The organism is Actinomycetes bacterium (assembly GCA_036510875.1).
Lineage (GTDB): Bacteria > Actinomycetota > Actinomycetes > Prado026 > Prado026 > DATCDE01.
Genome location: DATCDE010000279.1, coordinates 1 through 20,791 on the forward strand (window position 1 = coordinate 1; position 20,791 = coordinate 20,791).

20 protein-coding genes are annotated in these 20,791 nt (G+C 74.3%); 2 read left to right on the top strand and 18 right to left on the bottom strand.

Annotated elements, in window-relative coordinates:
- The 4 genes from VIM19_16355 to VIM19_16370 all read right to left on the bottom strand — a co-directional run.
- Positions 1-489, bottom strand: a 489-nt coding sequence (locus tag VIM19_16355; GenBank protein HEY5186426.1) for a pseudouridine synthase, incomplete at its 3' end; no start/stop codon positions are given.
- Positions 486-1,067 carry a signal peptidase II gene (gene lspA, locus VIM19_16360; protein ID HEY5186427.1) on the bottom strand — a complete coding sequence of 194 codons (582 nt, stop codon included), beginning with the start codon at positions 1,065-1,067 and terminating at the stop codon, positions 486-488. The genes lspA and VIM19_16355, both read right to left, overlap by 4 nt.
- A complete protein-coding gene (locus tag VIM19_16365) occupies positions 1,040-1,876 on the bottom strand; it encodes a TraR/DksA C4-type zinc finger protein (GenBank protein HEY5186428.1) in 837 nt (278 codons plus the stop codon). Before VIM19_16365 ends, lspA begins: the two co-directional genes overlap by 28 nt.
- 96 nt (positions 1,877-1,972) lie before the next feature.
- The gene (locus VIM19_16370) at positions 1,973-2,251 is read right to left on the bottom strand and encodes a DUF167 domain-containing protein (GenBank protein HEY5186429.1); all 279 of its coding nucleotides are present in this window, start codon (positions 2,249-2,251) and stop codon (positions 1,973-1,975) included.
- A gap of 321 nt (positions 2,252-2,572) precedes the next feature.
- Here VIM19_16370 and ileS point away from each other — a divergent pair, with 321 nt between their 5' ends.
- The gene (gene ileS, locus VIM19_16375) at positions 2,573-5,725 is read left to right on the top strand and encodes an isoleucine--tRNA ligase (GenBank protein ID HEY5186430.1); all 3,153 of its coding nucleotides are present in this window, start codon (positions 2,573-2,575) and stop codon (positions 5,723-5,725) included.
- 92 nt (positions 5,726-5,817) lie between these two features.
- The gene (locus tag VIM19_16380; protein ID HEY5186431.1) at positions 5,818-6,285 is read left to right on the top strand and encodes a hypothetical protein; all 468 of its coding nucleotides are present in this window, start codon (positions 5,818-5,820) and stop codon (positions 6,283-6,285) included.
- A 91-nt stretch (positions 6,286-6,376) separates the two neighbouring features.
- Here VIM19_16380 and VIM19_16385 read toward each other — a convergent pair whose 3' ends face one another.
- From VIM19_16385 to VIM19_16450, 14 genes are all read right to left on the bottom strand, one after another.
- Positions 6,377-7,207, bottom strand: a complete 831-nt coding sequence (locus VIM19_16385; protein ID HEY5186432.1) for a DivIVA domain-containing protein — start codon at positions 7,205-7,207, stop codon at positions 6,377-6,379.
- A gap of 35 nt (positions 7,208-7,242) precedes the next feature.
- Entirely contained in the window at positions 7,243-7,551 is a 309-nt protein-coding gene (locus VIM19_16390) for a YggT family protein (protein HEY5186433.1), read from the bottom strand.
- Positions 7,551-8,075 (bottom strand): cell division protein SepF, encoded by a 525-nt coding sequence (gene sepF / locus VIM19_16395; protein HEY5186434.1) that lies wholly within the window; start codon positions 8,073-8,075, stop codon positions 7,551-7,553. The genes VIM19_16390 and sepF overlap by 1 nt, the downstream gene beginning before the upstream one ends.
- Positions 8,076-8,125: 50 nt before the next feature.
- Positions 8,126-8,821, bottom strand: coding sequence for a YggS family pyridoxal phosphate-dependent enzyme (locus tag VIM19_16400; GenBank protein HEY5186435.1), 696 nt, complete (start codon positions 8,819-8,821; stop codon positions 8,126-8,128).
- Positions 8,818-9,537, bottom strand: coding sequence for a polyphenol oxidase family protein (locus tag VIM19_16405; protein ID HEY5186436.1), 720 nt, complete (start codon positions 9,535-9,537; stop codon positions 8,818-8,820). The genes VIM19_16400 and VIM19_16405 overlap by 4 nt, the downstream gene beginning before the upstream one ends.
- A 10-nt stretch (positions 9,538-9,547) precedes the next feature.
- On the bottom strand, positions 9,548-10,744 hold the full coding sequence (gene ftsZ / locus VIM19_16410; GenBank protein ID HEY5186437.1) for a cell division protein FtsZ: 1,197 nt from the start codon (positions 10,742-10,744) through the stop codon (positions 9,548-9,550).
- A gap of 129 nt (positions 10,745-10,873) precedes the next feature.
- On the bottom strand, positions 10,874-11,635 hold the full coding sequence (locus VIM19_16415; protein HEY5186438.1) for an FtsQ-type POTRA domain-containing protein: 762 nt from the start codon (positions 11,633-11,635) through the stop codon (positions 10,874-10,876).
- On the bottom strand, positions 11,632-13,053 hold the full coding sequence (gene murC / locus VIM19_16420; GenBank protein ID HEY5186439.1) for a UDP-N-acetylmuramate--L-alanine ligase: 1,422 nt from the start codon (positions 13,051-13,053) through the stop codon (positions 11,632-11,634). The genes VIM19_16415 and murC overlap by 4 nt, the downstream gene beginning before the upstream one ends.
- Positions 13,050-14,135: an undecaprenyldiphospho-muramoylpentapeptide beta-N-acetylglucosaminyltransferase gene (gene murG / locus VIM19_16425; protein ID HEY5186440.1), complete on the bottom strand. Its 1,086-nt coding sequence runs from the start codon at positions 14,133-14,135 to the stop codon at positions 13,050-13,052. The genes murC and murG overlap by 4 nt, the downstream gene beginning before the upstream one ends.
- 2 nt (positions 14,136-14,137) lie before the next feature.
- On the bottom strand, positions 14,138-15,358 hold the full coding sequence (ftsW, locus tag VIM19_16430; GenBank protein HEY5186441.1) for a putative lipid II flippase FtsW: 1,221 nt from the start codon (positions 15,356-15,358) through the stop codon (positions 14,138-14,140).
- A complete protein-coding gene (gene murD, locus VIM19_16435; GenBank protein HEY5186442.1) occupies positions 15,355-16,773 on the bottom strand; it encodes a UDP-N-acetylmuramoyl-L-alanine--D-glutamate ligase in 1,419 nt (472 codons plus the stop codon). The genes ftsW and murD overlap by 4 nt, the downstream gene beginning before the upstream one ends.
- Positions 16,770-17,843, bottom strand: a complete 1,074-nt coding sequence (gene mraY, locus VIM19_16440; GenBank protein HEY5186443.1) for a phospho-N-acetylmuramoyl-pentapeptide-transferase — start codon at positions 17,841-17,843, stop codon at positions 16,770-16,772. The genes murD and mraY overlap by 4 nt, the downstream gene beginning before the upstream one ends.
- On the bottom strand, positions 17,840-19,237 hold the full coding sequence (gene murF / locus VIM19_16445; protein ID HEY5186444.1) for a UDP-N-acetylmuramoyl-tripeptide--D-alanyl-D-alanine ligase: 1,398 nt from the start codon (positions 19,235-19,237) through the stop codon (positions 17,840-17,842). The genes mraY and murF overlap by 4 nt, the downstream gene beginning before the upstream one ends.
- Positions 19,234-20,790 carry a UDP-N-acetylmuramoyl-L-alanyl-D-glutamate--2,6-diaminopimelate ligase gene (locus VIM19_16450; protein ID HEY5186445.1) on the bottom strand — a complete coding sequence of 519 codons (1,557 nt, stop codon included), beginning with the start codon at positions 20,788-20,790 and terminating at the stop codon, positions 19,234-19,236. Before VIM19_16450 ends, murF begins: the two co-directional genes overlap by 4 nt.
- Position 20,791: the final 1 nt, after the last annotated feature.

Genomic DNA, 20,791 nt, shown 5'->3' on the forward strand with positions numbered 1-20,791 from the left:
GGCGCGCTTGAGCGCCGAGTACGCCCGCTCGGACTTCGCGACGACCATGACGCCGCTGGTCCCGACGTCCAGCCGGTGGACGACGCCGGCCCGCTCGGCCGCCCCGCTGGTGGAGACCCGGTACCCGGCCGCGGCCAGGCCGCCGATCACGGTCGGCCCGGTCCAGCCGGGGCTGGGGTGGGCGGCCACCCCGACCGGCTTGTCCACCACCACGATGTCGTCGTCGTCGAACAGCACGGTCAGGCCGGGGACCACCTCGGGCGGTGCGGCCGGCGCCTGCTCAGTCGAGGGCAGCTCGACGTCCAGCCAGCCGCCCGCGCTGAGCCGCTCGGACTTGCCGACCGTGACGCCGTCCAGCAGCACCAGCCCCCGCTCGGCCAGGTCCGCGGCCCGGGTCCGGGACAGCCCGAACAGCCGGGCCAGCCCCGCATCGACCCGCTCACCCTCCAGCCCGTCCGGCACCGGCAGGGTGCGGTGCTCGCCGCTCATCGGGGGCGGGAACCGTCGAGGTCCCGCCCGAACACCGAGAGCAGCACCATGGCGATCGCCCCGCAGACCACCGCGGCGTCGGCAAGGTTGAAGACCGGGTAGTGCGGCAGCTGGATCCAGTCGACGACGTGCCCGCGGCCCAGCCCGGGGGCACGGAACAGCCGGTCGGAGAGGTTGCCCAGCGCCCCGCCGAGCAGGGCGCCCATGGCCACCGCCCAGGCCCAGGAGCCGAGCCGGCGGGACGTGCGCAGGATCGCCACGACCACCCCGACGGCGACCGCCGTGAAGATCCAGGTGGTGCCGGTCCCGATGCTGAAGGCGGCCCCCGAGTTGCGGGTGTAGGCCACCTGCAGCAGCGACCCGACGACCCGGATCGGGTCCCGGCCGGGCATGGTGGCCACGACCCAGATCTTGGACAGCTGGTCCACGACGACCACGAACACGGCCACCGCGGCCAGCAGCCCGATCAGCCCCCACCGGGTGGCCGGGCGGGCCCGAACCGACCCGTCGCCCGAGGCTCCGTCGACAGCTGGATGCGTGTCAGCGCCGCTCAGCGGCGCTCCTCCCTCTGTTTGCATGACATGCATAGGGTCGCACGAGGAAAGACCTGCAGTCGCGCTTTGCCGATCGGACCGCCGCAGGACTCGCACACCCCGTAGCTGCCGTCGTTGATCCGCTTGATCGCCCGCTGGGCCTGCAGCAGCATGTCGCGGCTGTTGTTGGCCAGGGACATCTCGTGCTCGCGCTCGAAGGTCTTGGTGCCCGCGTCGGCCTGGTCGTCGCCGGCGCCGTCGCCCGAGTCACGCAGCAGGTCGGCCAGCCCCTCCTCGGCCTCGGCGATCTCACCGGACAGCCGGGCGACCTCGGCGTCGAGCTCGGCCCGAACCCCCGCGAGCTCGGCCTTGGTCCACGGCGTCTCGTCGGCCCGCACGGCGGGACGGCGCGGTGCGGCGGGCGCGGCCGAGGCGGCCGGCTTGACCGCAGCCGCCTTCTTGGCGACCGGAGCGGCCTTCTTCGCCGCCGGAGCGGCTTTCTTGGCGACCGGAGCGGCCTTCTTCGCCGCCGGAGCGGCTTTCTTGGCGACCGGAGCGGCCTTCGCCGGGGCCGCCCCCTTGGCCACCGGAGCGGCCTTGACCGGGGCCGCCTTCTTGACCGGCGCCGGGGCCGACTTCGCTGGCGCCTTCTTGACCGGGGCCGCCTTCTTCGCCGCCGGAGCGGCCTTCGCCGGGGCGGCCTTCTTCGCCGGCGGAGCGGTCTTCTTCGCGGCCGGGGCGGTCTTCTTCGCGGCGGCCGTCGGGGTGGCCGGGGCGGTCTTGGACGCGGCCCGGACGGCACCGGTCACGGCCCGCCGGACGCGGGCCCCCACGCTCGAGCCAGGCTGAGCCATCGGGTGATCCCCCCGGTCAGGTTAGCGATCTTGATCGCTGACAGTGACCGGGAGGATAGGTCCCTGACCCTCCGTAAGCAACGTCCCACGCCGTATTCACCCTATGCGCAGAGCGAACAGCCTCTCCTCGCCGTCCGGTCCAAGGTCGGGGACCTCGACCACCTTGTCCCGGCTGGTGGCCCCGGTGACCAGCCGGACGTCGCCGCGGCGCAGTCCCAGCGACCGGGCCAGCGCGCGCAGGGCCGCCTCGGTGGCCGCGCCGTCCACCGCCTTGGCGGTCACCGCGACGACGAGCGGAGCGTCCGGGCCGTCGCCGTAGCTGCCGCCCACAGCGGTCCGGGAGGCACCAGGCCGGACCCTGATGGCGAGTCGCATGGCCAACCATTCTGGACGCCGGCGGCGCGGGCCGTACCATGGCCCTGCCTGAACGGCGCAGATGGGGACGAGTAGTCCTGACCGCGAGCCAGGAGCGACCCGGGGACGGTGCGAGCCCGGGGGTGAGCACAGGGCGAAGATCACCCCGGAGCCGCCGGAAGAAACGGTGTCCGCACCTGCGGGCGCCGGAGTAGACCCGGCCGGGCGGCTGACGAGCGGGCGCGGTGCAGCTGACCGTGTCAAGGAGGGTGGTACCGCGGGATCCGGGGGACCGGCCTCTCGTCCCTTCACCGAAGGACCGCCGACGTAAGGACCGCCCGCATGTACCGCCCGGTGCCCACCCAGGTCGACCTGCCCGCCATGGAGCACGACGTGCTCGCCTTCTGGGCCGAGCACGACACGTTCGCGCGCAGCGTCGAGCAGACCGGCGACGGCGAGCCCTGGGTCTTCTACGAGGGACCGCCGACCGCGAACGGCAGGCCGGGCACCCACCACGTCGAGGCGCGGGTGTTCAAGGACGTGTTCCCCCGCTACCAGACGATGCGCGGCCGGCACGTGCCGCGCCGGGCCGGCTGGGACTGCCACGGGCTGCCGGTGGAGCTCGCCGTGGAGAAGGAGCTCGGCTTCTCCGGCAAGGGCCAGATCGAGGCCTACGGGGTGGCCGAGTTCAACGCCCGCTGCCGCGAGTCGGTGCTGCGCCACGTCGACGCGTTCGAGGCGATGACCGAGCGGATGGGCTTCTGGGTGGACACCAGCCGGGCCTACCGCACCATGGACCCGGCCTACATCGAGTCGGTGTGGTGGTCGCTCAAGCGGATCTTCGACCAGGGCCTGCTCGAGGAGGACTACCGGGTCGCCCCGTACTGCCCGCGCTGCGGCACCACGCTGTCCGACCACGAGCTGGGCCAGCCAGGGGCCTACGAGACCGTCGTCGACCCGTCGGTGTACGTGCGGTTCCCGGTCACCAGCGGGCCACTGGCCGGGCTGCGGGCGGCCCTGCTGGTCTGGACGACGACCCCGTGGACGTTGGTGTCCAACACCGCGGTCGCCGTCCACCCGGACGTCCCCTACGCGGCCGTGCGCACCGGCGACGGCGAGGTGCTCGTCGTGGCCGAGCCGCTGCTGGCCGCGACCCTGGGCGACGACGTCGAGGTGCTGGCCACCTACCGCGGCGCCGACCTCGAGCACACGACGTACACGGCGCCGTTCGACCTGGTGCCGGTCACCGGGGCGCACTACGTGGTGCTCGCCGACTTCGTGACCACCGACGACGGCTCCGGCCTGGTGCACCTGGCACCGGCGTTCGGCGCCGAGGACCTCGCCGTGGGCCGCGCCTACGGGCTGCCCGTGGTCAACCCGATCAGCACCGACGGCCACTTCACCGACGACGTCCCGCTGGTGGGCGGGATGTTCTTCAAGAAGGCCGACACCACCCTGGTGGCCGACCTGCAGGCCCGCGGGCTGCTGTTCAAGCACGTGCCGTACGAGCACTCCTACCCGCACTGCTGGCGCTGCCACACGCCGCTGATCTACTACGCGCTGCCGTCCTGGTACATCCGCACAACCGCGCGCAAGGACGAGCTACTGCGGGAGAACGAGGCCACGGCCTGGTTCCCGAACACGATCAAGTGGGGCCGCTACGGCGACTGGCTGCACAACAACGTGGACTGGGCGCTGTCCCGCAACCGCTACTGGGGGACACCGCTGCCGATCTGGCGCTGCACCGCCGAGCAGGCCCACCTGACCTGCGTGGGGTCGCTCGCCGAGCTGGGCGAGCACGCCGGGACGGACCTGAGCGGGCTCGACCCGCACCGGCCGTACGTGGACGACGTGACCTTCGGCTGCCCCAGCTGCGGCGCCGAGGCCCGCCGGGTGCCCGAGGTCATCGACGGGTGGTACGACTCCGGGTCGATGCCGTTCGCCCAGTGGGGCTACCCGTACAAGGGCGTCGAAGAGTTCGAGTCCACCTACCCCGCGGACTTCATCTGCGAGGCGATCGACCAGACCCGCGGCTGGTTCTACACGCTGATGGCCGTCGGCACGCTGGTGTTCGACCGCTCCGCATACCGCAACGTGTTGTGCCTGGGCCACATCCTGGACGAGCAGGGCCGCAAGATGTCCAAGCACCTGGGCAACGTGCTCGAGCCGATCCCGCTCATGGACGAGCACGGCGCCGACGCCGTCCGCTGGTTCATGCTGGCGGCCGGGTCGCCGTGGCAGGCCCGTCGGGTCGGGCACACCTCGATCCAGGAGGTGGTCCGCAAGGTCCTGCTCACCTACTGGAACACCGTGGCGTTCCAGTCGCTGTACGCGCGCACGGCCGGCTGGACGCCGCAGGCCGCGCCGCCGCCCCCGGTGGCCGAGCGCCCCGTGCTGGACCGGTGGGCGCTGTCCGAGGCGCACCGGCTGGTCCGCGACGTCGGGGCGGCCCTGGACGAGTTCGACACGCAGGCGGCCGGGCGGCTGCTGGCCACGTTCGTCGACGACTTGTCCAACTGGTACGTCCGCCGGTCCCGCCGCCGGTTCTGGCAGGGCGACCCGGCCGCGCTGGGCACCCTGCACGAGTGCCTGCGGCTGCTGACCGTCGCGATGGCGCCGTTCACACCGTTCATCACCGAGCGGGTCTGGCAGGACGTCGTCCGCCCGGTCGAGCCGGACGCAGCCGAGTCGGTGCACCTGGCCTCGTGGCCGCAGCCACCGGCGGACGCGGTGGACGACGAGCTGGCCACGCAGGTCGCCACCGTGCGCCGGCTGGTCGAGCTGGGCCGGGCCGCCCGGGCCACCTCGGGGGTCCGCACCCGGCAGCCGCTGTCCCGGGCGCTGGTCTCGGCCCCGGGCTGGGGGTCGCTGCCGGACGAGCTGCGCGCCCAGGTCAGAGAGGAGCTCAACGTCGCCAAGGTCGGCACGCTCGGCGAGCAGGCCGGGGAGCTCGTCGACGTCCATGCCAAGGCGAACTTCCGGGCTTTGGGCAAGCGGTTCGGCAAGGACACCCCCCGGGTCGCAGCCGCCGTCACCGCGGCGGACGCGGTCGAGCTGGCCGCTCAGCTGCGCGCCACCGGCTCGGCCACCGTGCTGCTGGACGGCGCGCCGGTCACCCTGGACGGCGAGGAGGTCGTGGTCACCGAGACGCCGCGGGAGGGCTGGGCGGTTGCCGCGGACTCCGGGGAGACGCTCGCGCTCGACCTCGAGGTGACCCCGCAGCTGCGCCGGGCCGGGCTGGCCCGGGAGGCCGTCCGGCTGGTCCAGGAGGCCCGCAAGTCCGCCGGGCTGGACGTCTCCGACCGGATCGAGCTGTGGTGGACGGCGGACGGCGAGCTGGCCAGCGCGCTGCGCGAGCACGCCGCGCTGGTCGCCGAGGAGGTGCTGGCCAGCGGCTACCACGAGGGGATCCCGGAGGATGCTAAGACGCACGACCGGGCGCACTCTGACGCGGAACTGGGGCTGAATTTCTGGCTGAGCCGGGTTCGGGGCTAAAGGGGGGGTATCCGAGGGTCCGATAGATGGTCAGGTGCTGAGCCCGCCGGACGCCCCCGACGGTCCAGCCCCCTCACCTACCGGAGGTCGACGTGACGCTCCACCCCGTCCCCCTCGGCGGACCCTCACTCGCCGGGATCAAGCTCAAGCCGCACGCGATCGCGACTCCGGCGCTATCCAGTCACCTGCGTCCCGCGCTGGTCCTGGCCGAGCGCGAGAGTCGTCGCCTCATGGAGGCCAGCCGCCAGCAGGACGTCAGCGTCGGCGGCCGGTTCAGCACCAGCCCCGCCTGCATCCAGGTCTGGGACATGCCCTGGGACGGCGACGACAGCCCGGGCACCGCGCTGCACCTCGGGTCGGTCGACTGGAACTACGACACCCCGGTGCGCCACTACGTGACGATCTACCGGGCCATGGTCACCGCGTCCGGCGTGGCCCAGGGCCACACCACGCTGTCGGTCCTGCAAACGGTCATGGCGCTGTCCGGCATCGACGTGGACGGGGCCCGGATCACCGACCCGGCGCCGCCCGTCCGCGACCCGTTCCGGCGTCCCGCCTGAGCGTCGCGCCCCCTCGAACCCCTTCGGCCGTGAGGGCCGGGTCCCGGAAGCTCCGGGCCCGGCCCTCACGGCCGTTGCGGGACGTGACGGGTCAGTCGCCGCTGGGCGCCTGCACCGGCGGGGCGGTCGGCGGCGCGAACGGCGTGGCCGGTCGCGACGGCGGCTCCTGGGTCGGGGCGGCCGGGGTGACCCCCGGAGCACCCTGGCCGACCGGCGGGGCGACCGGCGGTGCGACCGGCGGTGCGACCGGCGGTGTGGCCGGCGGTGTGGCCGGCGGTGTGGCCGGGGCCGCGGCGTGGCCGGGCGAGGCAGCCGGAGCCGTCCCGGCAGCGGCCGCGTTCGCCATCGCCGGCGGGATCGGCGGCTCGGCCGAGCCGTGGCTGTCCAGCTCGCGCAGCTGGCCCTCCAGGTAGGACCGCAGCCGGGTCCGGTACTCGCGCTCGAACGCCTTGAGCTGGTCGATGCGGCCCTGCAGCGCGCTCTGCTCGCGCTGCATCTCAGCGGTCACCCGCTGGGCCTCGGTCCGCGCCGCAGCGACCAGCTTGTCCGCCTCGGCCTTGGCCTGGGAGACGTGCTCGTCCGCGGTGCGCTGGGCCAGCTCGAGCATCCGGACCGCCTGGTCGGTCGGCGCCAGCGCGGCCGGAGCCGCGACGGCGGCCGCAGCCACCGGTGCGGCCGGCGCCGCGGCTGCGGGCGCTGCGGCGGCAGCCGGTGCCTCCGCGGCCGGTTCCCCCTCGACGGCCGCTGGTCGCGACGACGCCGCGGACAGCCGGGCTCGCAGGTCCTCGTTCTCGCGCAGCAGTCGGGTCAGCTCGGCCTCGACCTCGTCGAGGAACCCGTCGACCTCGTCCATCTCGTAGCCCTCGCGGAGCCGGACGGTGCTGAACTCCTTCTTGCGCACGTCCTCGGGGGTCAACGTCATGACGTCACCTCTTACTCACGGGTAGTAGCCGCAGCCTAGAGCAAAGGTGCGACGACGTTGATAAGGATCAGGACCAGGAGCATGAGAACCATGAACGACAGGTCCAGCGAGACCCCGCCCATACGCAGCGGCGGGATGAACCGGCGGAACAGCTTCACCGGGGGGTCGGTGGTGGTGTACACGAGCTCGACCACGACCAGCAGGACGCCGGAGGGGTGGAAGTCCCGGGCGAACAGGAACACGTACTCGAAGACCAGCCGGGCCAGCAGCAGGACGAGGAACGCCCAGCCGATGTAGAAGATCGTCTGGCCGACGACCGAGGTCGCGACGAGAGAGGAGTTCATCAGCTCTGGTTGAAGAACCCGCCCTCGGCGAGCCTGGCCTTCTCCTCGGCCGTGACCACGACGTTCGCCGGTGACAGGAGGAACACCTTGGCGGTGACCCGCTCGATGGTGCCGTGCATCCCGAACACCAGCCCGGCCGCGAAGTCGACCAGCCGTTTGGCATCGGAGTCCTCCATATCGGTCAGGTTCATGATGACCGGCGTGCCGTCGCGGTAATACTCGCCCACGGTGCGGGCGTCGTTGTAGTTGCGCGGGTGCAGCGTGGTGATCTTGTACGAGTCGACCGTCGCCACCTCGCGGGGACGGGCCGACGGCCGGGCGGCCGGCGGCGCGGCATGCAGCTTCTCATCCCGGACCGGCTGCAGGGTGCGGGTGGTCTCCCGCTCGGCCGGAGCCTCGCGACGCGGTGCGGCGTACTCGGGGTACTCCTCGTACTCGTCGTACTCGCCGTGCTCGTCGTAGCGGTCGGCGTCGTCCTCGACGAGACCGAGGTAGACCGCCATCTTGCGCATAGCGCTGGCCATGACTCAGGGTCCCTTTCGTTCCGGACGGCGGGGGACCGTCGAAGGCGACGTTACCCGAGCGGCGGACGCCGTCCGAGCACCGCCGTGCCGACACGCACGTGTGTCGCCCCGGCCGCGACGGCCGCCTCCAGGTCGCCGCTCATGCCGGCGGAGACCCAGGTCGCGTCCGGGTGCTCCCGGCGGACGGCGGCGGCCACCTCGGCCAGCCGGGCGAAGGCCCGCTCGGGCGGCTCCCCCAGCGGGGCCACGGCCATCACCCCGAGCAGGTCGAGCGCCGCCGCCCCGACGATCTGGGCGGCCAGCGCGAGCGCGTCGCCGGGTGCGGCACCGCCGCGGCCCTCGACCGGTTCCAGCCGCACCTGCACCAGGCAGCCGACCCGCCGCCCTGCCGACTCGGCCGCGGCGGCCAGGGCACGGACGAGGTGCGGCCGGTCCACCGAATGGACGACGTCGGCGTAGCGGACGACCGACTTGGCCTTGTTGGACTGCAGCTGACCGACGAAGTGCCAGCGCAAGCCGAGCCCGGCGCAGGCCACGGCCTTGGGCGCCGCCTCCTGGTCCCGGTTCTCCCCCACGTCCCGGACGCCGAGGCCGGCCAGCAGCCGGACGTCGTCCGCGGGCCAGGTCTTGGTGACCACGACGAGGGTCACCTCGGCCGGGTCCCGGCCGGCCGAGCGGCAGGCCGCGTCGATCCGTGCGTGCACCTCGGCGAGGTTGGCCGCGAGCTCGACCGTGCGGTCGCTCACGGCGCCAGCCAGGCCAGGCCGGCGAAGCGCCCCGTGGTGCGGGCCCGACGGTAGGAGAACCAGCGGTCGTCCTCGCGGGTGCACCCGTGGAGCCACTGCAGGTCGGCCACCTCGTCGGCGAGCTGGGCGACCACGCCGGCGGCCACGTCGAGGGCGGGGGTGCCGGTCCAGCTGCGGGCCCGGGCCTCGGGCGCGACGCCGGCCACGTCGTCGCGCATCGCCGCGGGCACCTCGTAGCAGCGGCCGCAGACCGACGGGCCGACCCGGGCCACCAGCCGACGAGCGCCCTGCGCGCGCATCACGTCCAGCACCGCGGGGACGATGCCGGCGACCAGCCCCGGTCGCCCCGCGTGGGCTACACCGACCACGCCCGCCTCGGGGTCGGCGAGCAGCACCGGGGTGCAGTCGGCCACCAGCGCGGCGAGCACCAGCCCCGGGGTGCGGGTCACCAGGGCGTCGGCCGTCGGCGGGGGCCCGTCGAGCGGTCCCTCGATCACGACGACGTCGCGGCCGTGCACCTGGGTCGCGGTCACCAGCCGGACCGGGGCCACCCCCAGCGCGCCGGCCACCAGCGCCCGGTTCCGGGCGACCACGGAAGGGTCGTCACCCACGGGGCCAGCCAGGTTGAGCGCGTCGTACGGCGGCGCGCCGGCGCCGCCCGAGCGGTCGGTGACCGCGAACCCGACGTCGCCGACGGTCTCCCGCCAGGCGAACACCGCCGCGGTCCTACTTGAGGAAGTCCGGTACGTCGAGGTCGTCGTCGTCGGCGGCGGCGACCGCCGCCGCGTCGTCGAAGACGATGGTGCGCCGCGGCTTGCGCTCGGTCGGGAGCACGATCTCGTCCTCGCCCGGCTCGGCGCTCGCAGCCGGGACCGCACGCTGGGCCTCGGCGACCGAAGCCGCGGCCACGGTCTCGACCGGAGCCGCTGCCGCAGTCGCCGCTGCGGCCGGGGTCGGCAGTACGGCCGGCCGGAGGGCGCCCCCGTCGAAGCCGGCCGCGATGACCGTGACCCGCACCTCGTCGCCGAGGGCGTCGTCGATGACCGCACCGAAGATGATGTTGGCGTCCGGGTGGGCCGACTCGGACACCAGCCGAGCCGCCTCGTTGATCTCGAACAGCCCAAGGTCCGAACCGCCCGAGATGGACAGCAGCACGCCGCGGGCGCCGTCGATGGAGGCCTCGAGCAGCGGGCTGGACACGGCCATCCGGGCCGCCTGTGCCGCCCGCTCCTCGCCCCGGGCCGAGCCGATGCCCATGAGCGCCGAGCCGGCGCCGGACATGACCGACTTGACGTCGGCGAAGTCGAGGTTGATCAGGCCGGCCGTGGTGATCAGGTCGGTGATGCCCTGGACGCCGGACAGCAGCACCTGGTCGGCCGAGCGGAACGCGTCGAGCGCGCTCACGCCACGGTCGGAGATCGACAGCAGCCGGTCGTTGGGGATGACGATGAGGGTGTCGACCTCGTCGCGCAGGTCGTCGATGCCGGTCTCGGCCTGCTGGGCGCGCCGACGGCCCTCGAAGCTGAACGGCCGGGTCACCACGCCGACGGTCAGCGCGCCGATGGAGCGGGCGATCTTGGCCACGACGGGGGCGCCGCCGGTGCCGGTGCCACCGCCCTCGCCGGCGGTGACGAAGACCATGTCGGCCCCCTTGAGGACCTCCTCGATCTCCTCGGCGTGGTCCAGCGCCGCCTTGGCGCCGACCTCCGGGTCGGCCCCGGCGCCGAGACCGCGGGTCAGCTCCCGGCCGATGTCCAGCTTGACGTCAGCGTCGCTCATCAGCAGCGCCTGCGCGTCGGTGTTGATCGCGATGAACTCGACGCCCTTGAGGCCGACCTCGATCATCCGGTTGACGGCGTTGACGCCGCCACCACCGATTCCGACGACCTTGATCACGGCGATGTAGTTCTGCGGTGCTGCCACGGCTGTGCCCTTCGCGTCCGCCCGACCCTGACCCTCAGGTAGAGGGTGATAGTTATGTCAACCTGAGGCTGATGCAGGACGGTAGGCCGATCGGGGGGTTCGGGTCAACTTCGCCGTTGCTCGGCGGGCTCACCGCGTGGTCGGCGCGTCCGGGGCCCGGACGTCGTACAGGGACACCTTCCGCCCGCCCACCCGGGCGACCAGGATGGCCAGCACCTGGGCCTTGACGGCCGTGTCGTCCGCGGAGCCCCAGCGCACCTGGGCGCCGCTGGTCAGCCGGAGCACGACGTCGTCAGGGGAGGTGGCAATGATCGAGCGGACCTGCGAGGCCAGCGTGGCGGGCAGGCTGGCCGCCACCGTGGCCATGGCCCGCAGGGTCGCCTGGTCCACGGTCGCCGGGTCCCCCGCGGTGGTGAGCACCGGGAGCCCGGCCGGCGGTGCCGCCACGGTCTTGAACGTCACCCCGGTCCGGTCGATCAGCTGCCACTGGCCGCCGCTGTTCGCCGCCAGCACCGGCACCCGGACGACCACCTGGACCAGCAGCGTGTTCGGCCACTGGCGCCGCACCTGCGCCGAGGCGACCGCCGGGATGGCCTCGACCCGGGCCCGGACCGCGCCCAGGTCGACCCGGGCCAGCGGGGTGCCGAGCGGGACCGCGGCCTTGAGCTGCACGAGGGACGGCTGGACCTGGTCGGCGCCGCGCACCACGACCTGCCGGACCCCCAGCAGCGAGGACCAGCCCACCAGCCAGACCGCGAGGCCGAGCAGTGCCGCGACTCCGAGGGCGGCACCCCGCAGCAGCCAGCGCCGTCTGGATACCGAGCGGAGCCGCTCCTCGAACCGCTCGGTCGCGGCCCGGGGCTTGGGTCTGGTCGGCGTGCGCGTGCTCATGAGTCCCCCCAGTCCGCACGCTGGCGGAGCAGTTCGACGACCTCCGGGCCGACCATGGTGATGTCGCCGGCGCCCAGGGTCAGCACCAGGTCACCGGGTCGGGCCCGCTGCGCCAGGTACGGGGCCACCGCCGTCCAGGACGGCTCGAAGTGCACCTGCCCGGTGGGCAGCGGCACCGCCCGCGCCACCAGCGCGCCGGTCACCCCGGGCTCCGGGTCCTCCCGAGCCGCGTACACGTCCATGACGACGACGTCGTCGGCCAAACCCAGGGCCTGCCCGAGCTGGTCGGCGAAGATGCGGGTCCGGCTGAACAGGTGCGGCTGGAAGGCCACCACCAGCCGCCCCTCCCCCGCGATCTCGCGGGCGGCCCGCAGGTCGGCCGCGACCTCGGTGGGGTGGTGGGCGTAGCTGTCGATGACCCGGACGCCCGCGGCGCCGCCCTTGTCCTCCATCCGCCGCCGAGTGCCGGAGAACCGCGCGATCCCCTCGGCCAGCCCGACGAACGGGAAGCCCAGCCGCAGGCCGGCCGTGATCGCCGCGGCGGCGTCGAGGACGTAGTGGTGGCCGTGCACCCGCAGCTGAACCGCGCCCAACGGGGCGGTGCCGTCGAACAGCTCGAACCGGGACCCGGTCGGGCCGGGGGCAGCCCGCTCGACCCGCAGCTGCGCATCGGCACCCTCGCCGTAGGTGACCACCCGGCGGCCACCGGCCCGGACCAGCTCGGCCAGCCGACGTGCGCCGGGGTCGTCGGTGCAGGTGACGAGGAACCCGTCCGGGTCCAGCCGGTCGGCGAACCGGGTGAACACCGCGGCGTAGGCCTCGGGGGTCCGGTAGTGGTCCAGGTGGTCGGCGTCCACGTTGGTGACGACAGCGGCGAACGGCGACAGGTACAGGAACGACTCGTCGGACTCGTCCGCCTCGGCCACGAACAGCTCGCCCGAGCCGTCGTGGGCGTTCGCGCCGGACTCGTTGAGCTCCCCGCCGATGGCGAAGGAGGGGTCCGCCCCGCAGTGCTGCAGGGCCACGGTGAGCATCGACGTCGTCGTCGTCTTGCCGTGCGTGCCGGCCACCGCGACCACCCGGCGGCCGGTCATCACGGCGGCCAGCGCCTGGGCGCGGTGCAGCACCCGCAGCCCTCGCACCCGCGCCTCGACCAGCTCGACGTTGGAGTCCCGGATCGCCGAGGAGATCACCACGGTCGCGGCCGGGCCCAGCTGCTCGGCCCGGTGCCCCACGAACACGGTGGCCCCCCTGGCGGCCAGCGCGGCCAGCTCGCGGGAGTCCTTGGCATCGCTGCCGGAAACCGGGATGCCACGGTCCAGCAGGATCCGGGCGATCCCGGACATGCCCGCCCCGCCGATGCCGATGAAGTGCACCGGGCCCAGCTGGTCCGCGGCCGGCGCTGACGGCACGGTCATGGCCGGCTCCCCGCGGCCTCGAGGACGAGGTCGGCCAGCCGCTCGTCGCCGTCGGTGCGCCCGAACCCCGCGGCGGCCCGGGCCATGGCGTCCAGCCGGGCGGTGTCTTTCAGCAGCGGTAGCAGCGTGGCCACCACCCACTCCGGTGTGCAGGTGGCGTCGTCGACGAGCAACCCCCCGCCGGCGTCGACCACGGGCTGCGCGTTCAGCCGCTGCTCGCCGTTGCCGTGTGGCAGCGGGACGTACGCGCCCGGCAGGCCCACGGCGGCCAGCTCAGCGCAGGTCATCATCCCGGCCCGGCACAGCATGAGGTCGGCCGCGGCGTACGCGAGGTCCATCCGGTCCAGGTACGGGACGACGACGTAGGGCGGCTCCCCCGCAGAACGGGGCACCTGCACCTCGTTGCGCGGCCCGGCCGCGTGCAGCACCTGGATCCCGGCGGTGGCCAGCTCGGCCGCCGCACCGACGACCGCGTCGTTGAGCCGCACCGCGCCCTGCGAGCCGCCGGCGACCAGAAGGGTCGGCCGGTCGGCGTCCAGGCCGAACGCCGCGCGCGCCGGCGCCCGCTCCGCGGCCCGGTCGAGCTGGGCGACCGCCCGGCGCAGCGGCATGCCGACGAGCCGGGCACCGGACAGCGACGTGCCGGCCGTGGCGACCGCCACGTACCGCGTGAACCGCGCGCCCAGCCGGTTGGCCAGGCCGGGCCTGGCGTTGGCCTCGTGGACGACGTACGGGACCTTCCGGCGCCGGGCGGCCAGGTAGGCGGGCCCCGCGACGTACCCACCGAAGCCGACGAGCACGTCTGCCCGGGTGTCCACCAGGACCTGCTCCGCGGCGCGGACCGCGGCCCGCAGCCGTCCGGGCAGGGACAGCAGCGCCGCCGAGGGCCGGCGCGGGACCGGCACCGGGGGGATCAGGGCCAGCCGGTAGCCGCGCTCGGGCACCAACCGGGTTTCCAGGCCGCGTTCGGTGCCCAGGGCCGTGACCTCGGTGCCCGGGTCCCGTCGGCACAGCGCGTCGGCCAGCGCGAGCGCCGGCTCGATGTGCCCCGCCGTCCCACCGCCGGCCACGACCACGCGCAGGCTCATCGGCCCCGGAAGCGGAACCGGCGACGACGGGCCGCCTTGCGGGCGGCCAGCGCCGGCCGGGCACCGGGCTCGTCCCTGGCGAAGGACAGCAGCATGCCCAGCGCGACCAGGGTGGGCAGCAGCGCCGAGCCGCCGTAGGAGACCAGGGGCAGCGGCACGCCCGTGATGGGCAGCAGGCCCACCACGGCACCCATGTTCACCACCGCCTGGAAGCCGATCCAGGCGGTGGCCGCCGCCGCGGCCAGCCGGACGAACGGGTCGGTGGAGCGCAGCGCGACCCGCACGCCCGCGTAGACCAGCACGGCGAACAGGACGAGCACCACCAAGGTGCCCACCAGCCCGAGCTCCTCGCCGATCACCGCGTAGATGAAGTCGGTGTGCGCCTCGGGCAGCGAGCCCCACTTCTCCCGGCTGGCCCCCAGTCCCAGGCCCCACCAGCCGCCGCTGCCGAGCGCATACCGGGCGTGCACGGCCTGCCAGCCGATGCCGAGCGGGTCCGCCTCGGGGTGCAGCCAGGACTGGAACCGGTGCAGCCGGTGGGCCGCGGTGAGCGACAGCAGCGCCACCATCCCGAGCACGCCGGCGCCGCCGAGCACGAACAGCCGCAGGGGCGCGCCCACGACGAACAGCAGGGCCGCGACGATCGCGATGAGGATCAGGGCGGTGCCCAGGTCGCCCCCGAGCAGGACCAGCCCGATGAGCAGCCCCGCGACCGGCACCAGCGGCACCAGCAGGTGCCGCCACTGGCCGAGCAGCTTCTCCTTGCGGGTGAGCAGGTCGGCGCCCCACACGACGATGGCCAGCTTGGCGGCCTCGGACGGCTGCAGCCGGAACGGGCCACCGAAGTCGATCCAGTTCTGGTTGCCGTTGACCCGCAGCCCGATCCCGGGCACCAGCACCAGCAGCAGCAGGCCGACCGCGCCGATGAGCAGCGGGATGGCAGCCTTGCGCATCAGCGTGGCCGGCATCCGCGACACCCACCACATGAGCGGGACGCCGATGGCCGCCCACATGGCCTGCTTCTGGAAGATCGACAGCGACGAGCCGGAGATCTCATAGGCGCTGACCGACGACGCCGACAGCACCATGACCAGGCCGAGCGCGAGCAGCAGCAAGGTACCGCCGAGCACCAGGTGGTAGGAGGTCAGCGGACGGTTCAGCAGCCGGGGGGTGCCGCGCTGCTCGGTGCGCGAGCGCGCCGGGACGGTGGCGGTCACCGGGCCGGACCGGGCAGCGCGTGGACGGCGGCCGCGAAGGCGTCCCCCCGCGCGGCGTAGTCGCGGAACAGGTCCATGGACGCGCAGCCGGGGGCGAGCAGCACGGTGTCGCCGGCCACGGCCAGGCTTGCGGCGGCCCGCACGGCGTCGTCCATCGTCCCAGTCTCGGTGCTGGCGACCTCGACGACCGGGAGGTCGGGCGCGTGTCGCGCGAGCGCCGCCCGCACCACGGCACGGTCCTGCCCCAGCAGGACCACCCCGCGCAGCCGGTCCCTGGTCCGCTGCACCAGGTCGTCGAAGGTGGCGCCCTTGGCCAGCCCCCCGGCGATCCACACGACTGACGGGTAGGCCGTCAGGGACGCCACGGCCGCGTGCGGGTTGGTCGCCTTGGAGTCGTCGACGTAGGTCACACCGGCGACCTCGGCCACGATCGCGATCCGGTGCGCGCCGGCGCGGAAGCCGCGCAGCCCGTCGCGGACCGCAGCGGGCGGCACGCCGTAGGCCCGGGCCAGCGCGGCCGCGGCGAGCGCGTTCTCCACGTTGTGCGGCGCGTGCGGCTGCACGTCGTCCAGGGTGGCCAGCTCGACCGCGCTGCCGTGCCGGTCCGCGCCGAAGGCCCGGTCGACCAGCACGTCGTCGACCACCCCGAGCATGCCGACCGCAGGGACGCCCAGGGTGAACCCGACCGCGCGGCAGCCCTCGGTGACGTGCGCGTCGCGCAACAGCCGCTCGGTGGTCGGGTCGGCGACGTTGTAGACGCACGCCGCGGTGGTGCCGGCGTAGACACGGCCCTTGTCCGCGGCGTACGCCTCGAGGCTGCCGTGCCAGTCGATGTGGTCCGGCGCCACGTTGAGCACGGCCGAGGCGACCGGCTGCAGGCCGACCGTGCGGTGCAGCTGGAAGCTGGACAGCTCGACGGCCAGCACGTCGTAGGGCCGCTCGGCGAGCACCGCCTCGACGACCGGGGTCCCGACGTTGCCAGCGGCGACCGCCCGGCGGCCAGCGGCCGTGAGCATGGCCGCGAGCATCTCCACCGTCGTGGTCTTGCCGTTGGTCCCGGTGAGGGTCAGCCAGGCCGGACGGCGCTGCGCCGGCTGGACCTGCCAGGCCAGCTGCACCTCGCTCCAGACCGGCACCCCGGCGGCCGCCGCGGCGGCCAGCAGCGGAACGTCGTCGCGCCAGCCCGGCGAGGAGACGACGAGGTCGGTGCCCGCGGGGAGCACCGTGACGACGTCCGCACCGAGCCGGACGTCGGCCCCCAGGTCCCGAAGGATCTCGGCCGAGTCGGCCAGCGAGCCGTCGTCGCGCCGGTCGACGACGACGACGTGCGCGCCCAGCTGCAGCAGCGCATCGGCCGCGGCGAAGCCGCTCACCGCCAGCCCGGTGACGCAGACCGTGCGGCCCTGCCAGGTCACCCGACCAGCCCTCCGCTGACCCACTCCGAGTAGAAGATGCCCAGCCCCAGCCCGGCCGCCAGCCCCGCGATGATCCAGAACCGGATCACGATGGTCACCTCGCCCCAGCCCTTCAGCTCGAAGTGGTGCTGCAGCGGCGCCATCAGGAAGATCCGGCGTCCGGTCAGCTTGAAGGAGGCCACCTGCAGGATCACCGAGAAGGAGATGATCACGAACAGGCCGCCGAGCAAGACCAGCAGCAGCTCGGTGCGGGACATGATGGCCAGCCCGGCCAGCGCCCCGCCGAGAGCCAGCGAACCGGTGTCCCCCATGAAGATCTGGGCCGGTGACGCGTTCCACCACAAGAACCCGAAGCAGGCCCCCACCAGCGCGGCCGCGATGACCGCGAGGTCGAGCGGGTCGCGCACCTCGTAGCACTTGGGGGCGATCTGGTCGGAGCAGGCGTGCGTGTACTGCCAGATGTTGATGACCACGAAGGAGCCGAGCACCATCGTCGACGCGCCGGTGGCCAGGCCGTCCAGCCCGTCCGCGAGGTTCACCCCGTTCGAGGTGCCGGCCACCATGACGTAGACCCACACCACGAACACGCCCAGGGGCAGCACCCAGGGGCTGTCCCTCACGAAGGAGACCGCCTGGGACGCCGGTGACACCCCTCGGTCGTCCTGGAATTGGACCGCGGCGAGGGCGAAGGCGACCGAGACGACCGCCTGGCCGACCAGCTTCGTCCGGGCCCGCAGGCCGGTGCTGCGCTGCTTGAAGATCTTGATGTAGTCGTCGGCGAAGCCGACCGTGGCCAGCCCGACCATGAGGAACAGCACGAGCACGCCGGAGGCGCTCGGCGGCTCGAGCGCGTACAGGTGGGCGGTCAGGTAGCCGAGCACCCCGCCCACCACGATGGTGAGGCCGCCCATGGACGGCGTGCCGCGTTTGGCCTCGTGGTCGGGGTAGCCCTCCTCGGTGGCCCGGATCGCTTGGGCGTAGCCGTGCTTGCGCAGGGTGCGGATGAGCAGCGGCGTGCCGAACAGGCCGATGAGCAGCCCGACCGCCGTCGAGATCAGGATCAGCCTCATGCGGCGCCGTCCTCCCGGTCGGCGAGCAGCGCCGCGGCCACCCGCTCCAGGCCGGCCGCCCGCGAGGCCTTGACCAGTACGACGTCCCCGGGGCGCAGCTGCTCGCGCAGCAGCGCGACAGCGGCTTCCACATCGGTGACGAACACCGACTCGTCGTCCCAGGAGCCCTCCATCCCGGCGCCCAGGTGCATGGCCTTGGCCCCGGCGCCCACGACGATGAGCTTGTCCACGTTGAGCCGGACGGCGAGCCGGCCGATGGTGTCGTGCGCCGCGATGTGCTCGGCGCCCAGCTCACCCATCTCGCCGAGCACCGCCCACGACCGCCGGTCGCCGGCCAGCGCCACGAGCGCCTTCAGCGCGGCCCGCATCGACTCGGGGTTGGCGTTGTAGGCGTCGTTGACCACGGTGACGCCGTCGGGGCGCTCCACGACCTCCATCCGCCAACGGCTGCGTGGTTCGGCCTCGGTGAGCGCCTCTGCCACGACGTCCAGTGGCGCGCCGGCGTCGAGCGCGACCGCGGCGGCGGCCAGCGCGTTGCTCACCTGGTGCTCCCCCACCAGCCGCATGGCCACGACGGCCCGCCCCGCGGCGCTGATCAGCTCGAAGCGCGGCCGGCCCCGCTCGTCGAGCGCGACGTCGACGGCCCGGACATCGGCGCCGTCCGACTCCCCGTACCTGACCACCCGGGCCGCGGTGCGCCCGGCCATCGGGCGCACCAGCGGGTCGTCGGCGTTGAGCACGGCCAGGCCGCGCTCGGGCAGCGCCTCGACGAGCTCGCCCTTGGCCACCGCGATGGACTCCTGGGAGCCGAACTCCCCCACGTGCGCGGTCCCGACGTTGAGCACCACTCCGACGTCCGGGACGGCAATGTCGGTGAGCTCGCGGATGTGGCCGAGCCCCCGGGCGCCCATCTCCAGCACCAGGAACCGGGTGGTCGGATCCGCGGCCAGCACGGTCAGCGGCAGCCCGATCTCGTTGTTGTAGTTGCCGGGTGGGGCCACCGTCGGTCCCAGCCGCTCGAGCAGCTGGGCCAGCAGGTCCTTGGTGCTCGTCTTCCCGGAGGACCCGGTGATGCCCACCACGTGCAGGCCGGGCAGCCTCCGACGGACCGTCCCGGCCAGCCGGCCGAGCCCGGCCACGACGTCGCCGACGACCACCGCGGGCACCCCTACGGGGCGGGCGGCCAGCACCGCGACGGCGCCGGAGGCCACGGCCGTCGCGGCGAAGTCGTGCCCGTCGTGGTGCGCCCCCGCCACGGCGACGAACAGCCCACCCGGCGCCACCCGGCGCGAGTCGACGGTCACCGGACCGGTCACCACGGCATCCGGGTCGGGGACGTCGGCTAGCACCCCGCCGACGGCGGCGGCGACCTCGGCCAGCGTCAGCTCGATCACGCGACCACTCCCGCGATGGCCTCGCGCAGCACCGCGCGGTCGTCGAACGGCAGCACCCGGTCGGCCAGCTCCTGGCCGGGCTCGTGGCCCTTGCCGAGCACCAGCACGGCGTCGCCGGCGCGGGCCGAGCCCACCGCCGCCTCGATCGCCGCCCGCCGGTCCCCTACCTCGAGCACCTCGGCCCGCTCGGCGTCCGGCACCTGCATCGCACCCTCGAGGACGGCGGTCCGGATCCGGGCCGGCTCCTCCGACCGGGGGTTGTCGTCGGTGACCACGAGCAGGTCGGCGCCGCGGGCCGCGACCTCGCCCATGAGCGGGCGCTTGGCCCGGTCCCGGTCGCCACCGCAGCCCAGGACGACGAGCAGCCGCCCGGTCACCGCCGGGCGCAGTGCCTCGATCGCGCGGGAGACGGCGTCGGGGGTGTGCGCGTAGTCGACGACCGCGGAGAACGGCTGGCCGGCGCGGACCCGTTCCATCCGGCCGGGCACCGCGACCCCGGCCAGTGCGGAGGCGGCGGCCGCCACGGACACCCCGACGGCGTCCAGCATGGCCAGGGCGAGCAGCGCGTTCGCCACGTTGAACGCCCCCGGCAGACCCGTGGTCACCTCGACGGGGCCGGCCGGCCCGACCGCGCGGAACCGGGTGCTGCCGTCCGGGTCGTGGACGACGTCCTCGGCCCGCCAGTCGGCCCCGGGGACGTCGGCACAGGTGACCGTCGTGACCGGGACGGTCGCCTCGGCCGCAAGCCGGCGGCCGTGGTCGCCGTCCACGCAGACCACCGCGCGGCGGCAGCGCTTGGGGGTGAACAGGCTGGCCTTGGCCCGGAAGTAGTCCTCGAGGTCGCCGTGGAAGTCCAGGTGGTCCTGGGACAGGTTGGTGAACCCGGCCACGTCGAACACCAGGCCGTCGACCCGGCCGAGCGCCAGCGCGTGGCTGGACACCTCCAGGGCCGCGGCGGTGCAGCCGCGTTCGACCATGAGCGCGAGCAGCGCCTGGACGTCGGGGGCCTCGGGGGTGGTGCGCACGCTCGGCAGCACGTCGTCCCCGACCCGGGTCTCGACGGTGCCGACCAGCCCGGTGCGGTGGCCGGCCGCCCGCAGCCCGGCGTCCAGCAGGTAGGCGGTCGTGGTCTTGCCGTTGGTCCCGGTCACCCCGAGCACGGTCAGCCGGTGCGCCGGCTGACCGTAGACCACCGCAGCGAGCGCCCCGAGGGCGCTCCTCGGGTCGTCGACGACGAGCAGCGGGAGGGCCACCTCCGCGGTGGTGCAGCGGCGGGCGCCGTCCGGGTCGGTGAGCACCGCGGCGGCGCCGCGGGCTGCGGCCTGCCCGGCGAAGTCGGCCCCGTGGGCGCGGCTGCCCGGCAGCGCCGCGTACAGGTCGCCGGGACGGACGTCGCGGCTGTCCAGCGTCACCCCGGTGACCGCGACCCGCTGGGCGTCGCCGGCCACGGCCGCCCCAGCCAGGGACTCGGCCAGCTCGGCCAGCGGGGTGGCCGGCACCGCCGGGCGCGGCGGGTGCGGCGCCTGGCCGGGGTCGGGGGCTGGAACAGGCACG

Bases quoted from the DNA above. Each gene is read 5' to 3' on its own strand.
- murC (HEY5186439.1), bottom strand. From the start codon at position 13,053: ATGACCGTGCCGTCAGCGCCGGCCGCGGACCAGCTGGGCCCGGTGCAC.
- VIM19_16415 (HEY5186438.1), bottom strand. From the start codon at position 11,635: ATGAGCACGCGCACGCCGACCAGACCCAAGCCCCGGGCCGCGACCGAG.
- lspA (HEY5186427.1), bottom strand. From the start codon at position 1,067: ATGCAAACAGAGGGAGGAGCGCCGCTGAGCGGCGCTGACACGCATCCA.
- VIM19_16385 (HEY5186432.1), bottom strand. From the start codon at position 7,207: ATGACGTTGACCCCCGAGGACGTGCGCAAGAAGGAGTTCAGCACCGTC.
- VIM19_16365 (HEY5186428.1), bottom strand. From the start codon at position 1,876: ATGGCTCAGCCTGGCTCGAGCGTGGGGGCCCGCGTCCGGCGGGCCGTG.
- mraY (HEY5186443.1), bottom strand. From the start codon at position 17,843: ATGAGGCTGATCCTGATCTCGACGGCGGTCGGGCTGCTCATCGGCCTG.
- sepF (HEY5186434.1), bottom strand. From the start codon at position 8,075: ATGGCCAGCGCTATGCGCAAGATGGCGGTCTACCTCGGTCTCGTCGAG.
- VIM19_16390 (HEY5186433.1), bottom strand. From the start codon at position 7,551: ATGAACTCCTCTCTCGTCGCGACCTCGGTCGTCGGCCAGACGATCTTC.
- VIM19_16370 (HEY5186429.1), bottom strand. From the start codon at position 2,251: ATGCGACTCGCCATCAGGGTCCGGCCTGGTGCCTCCCGGACCGCTGTG.
- ileS (HEY5186430.1), top strand. From the start codon at position 2,573: ATGTACCGCCCGGTGCCCACCCAGGTCGACCTGCCCGCCATGGAGCAC.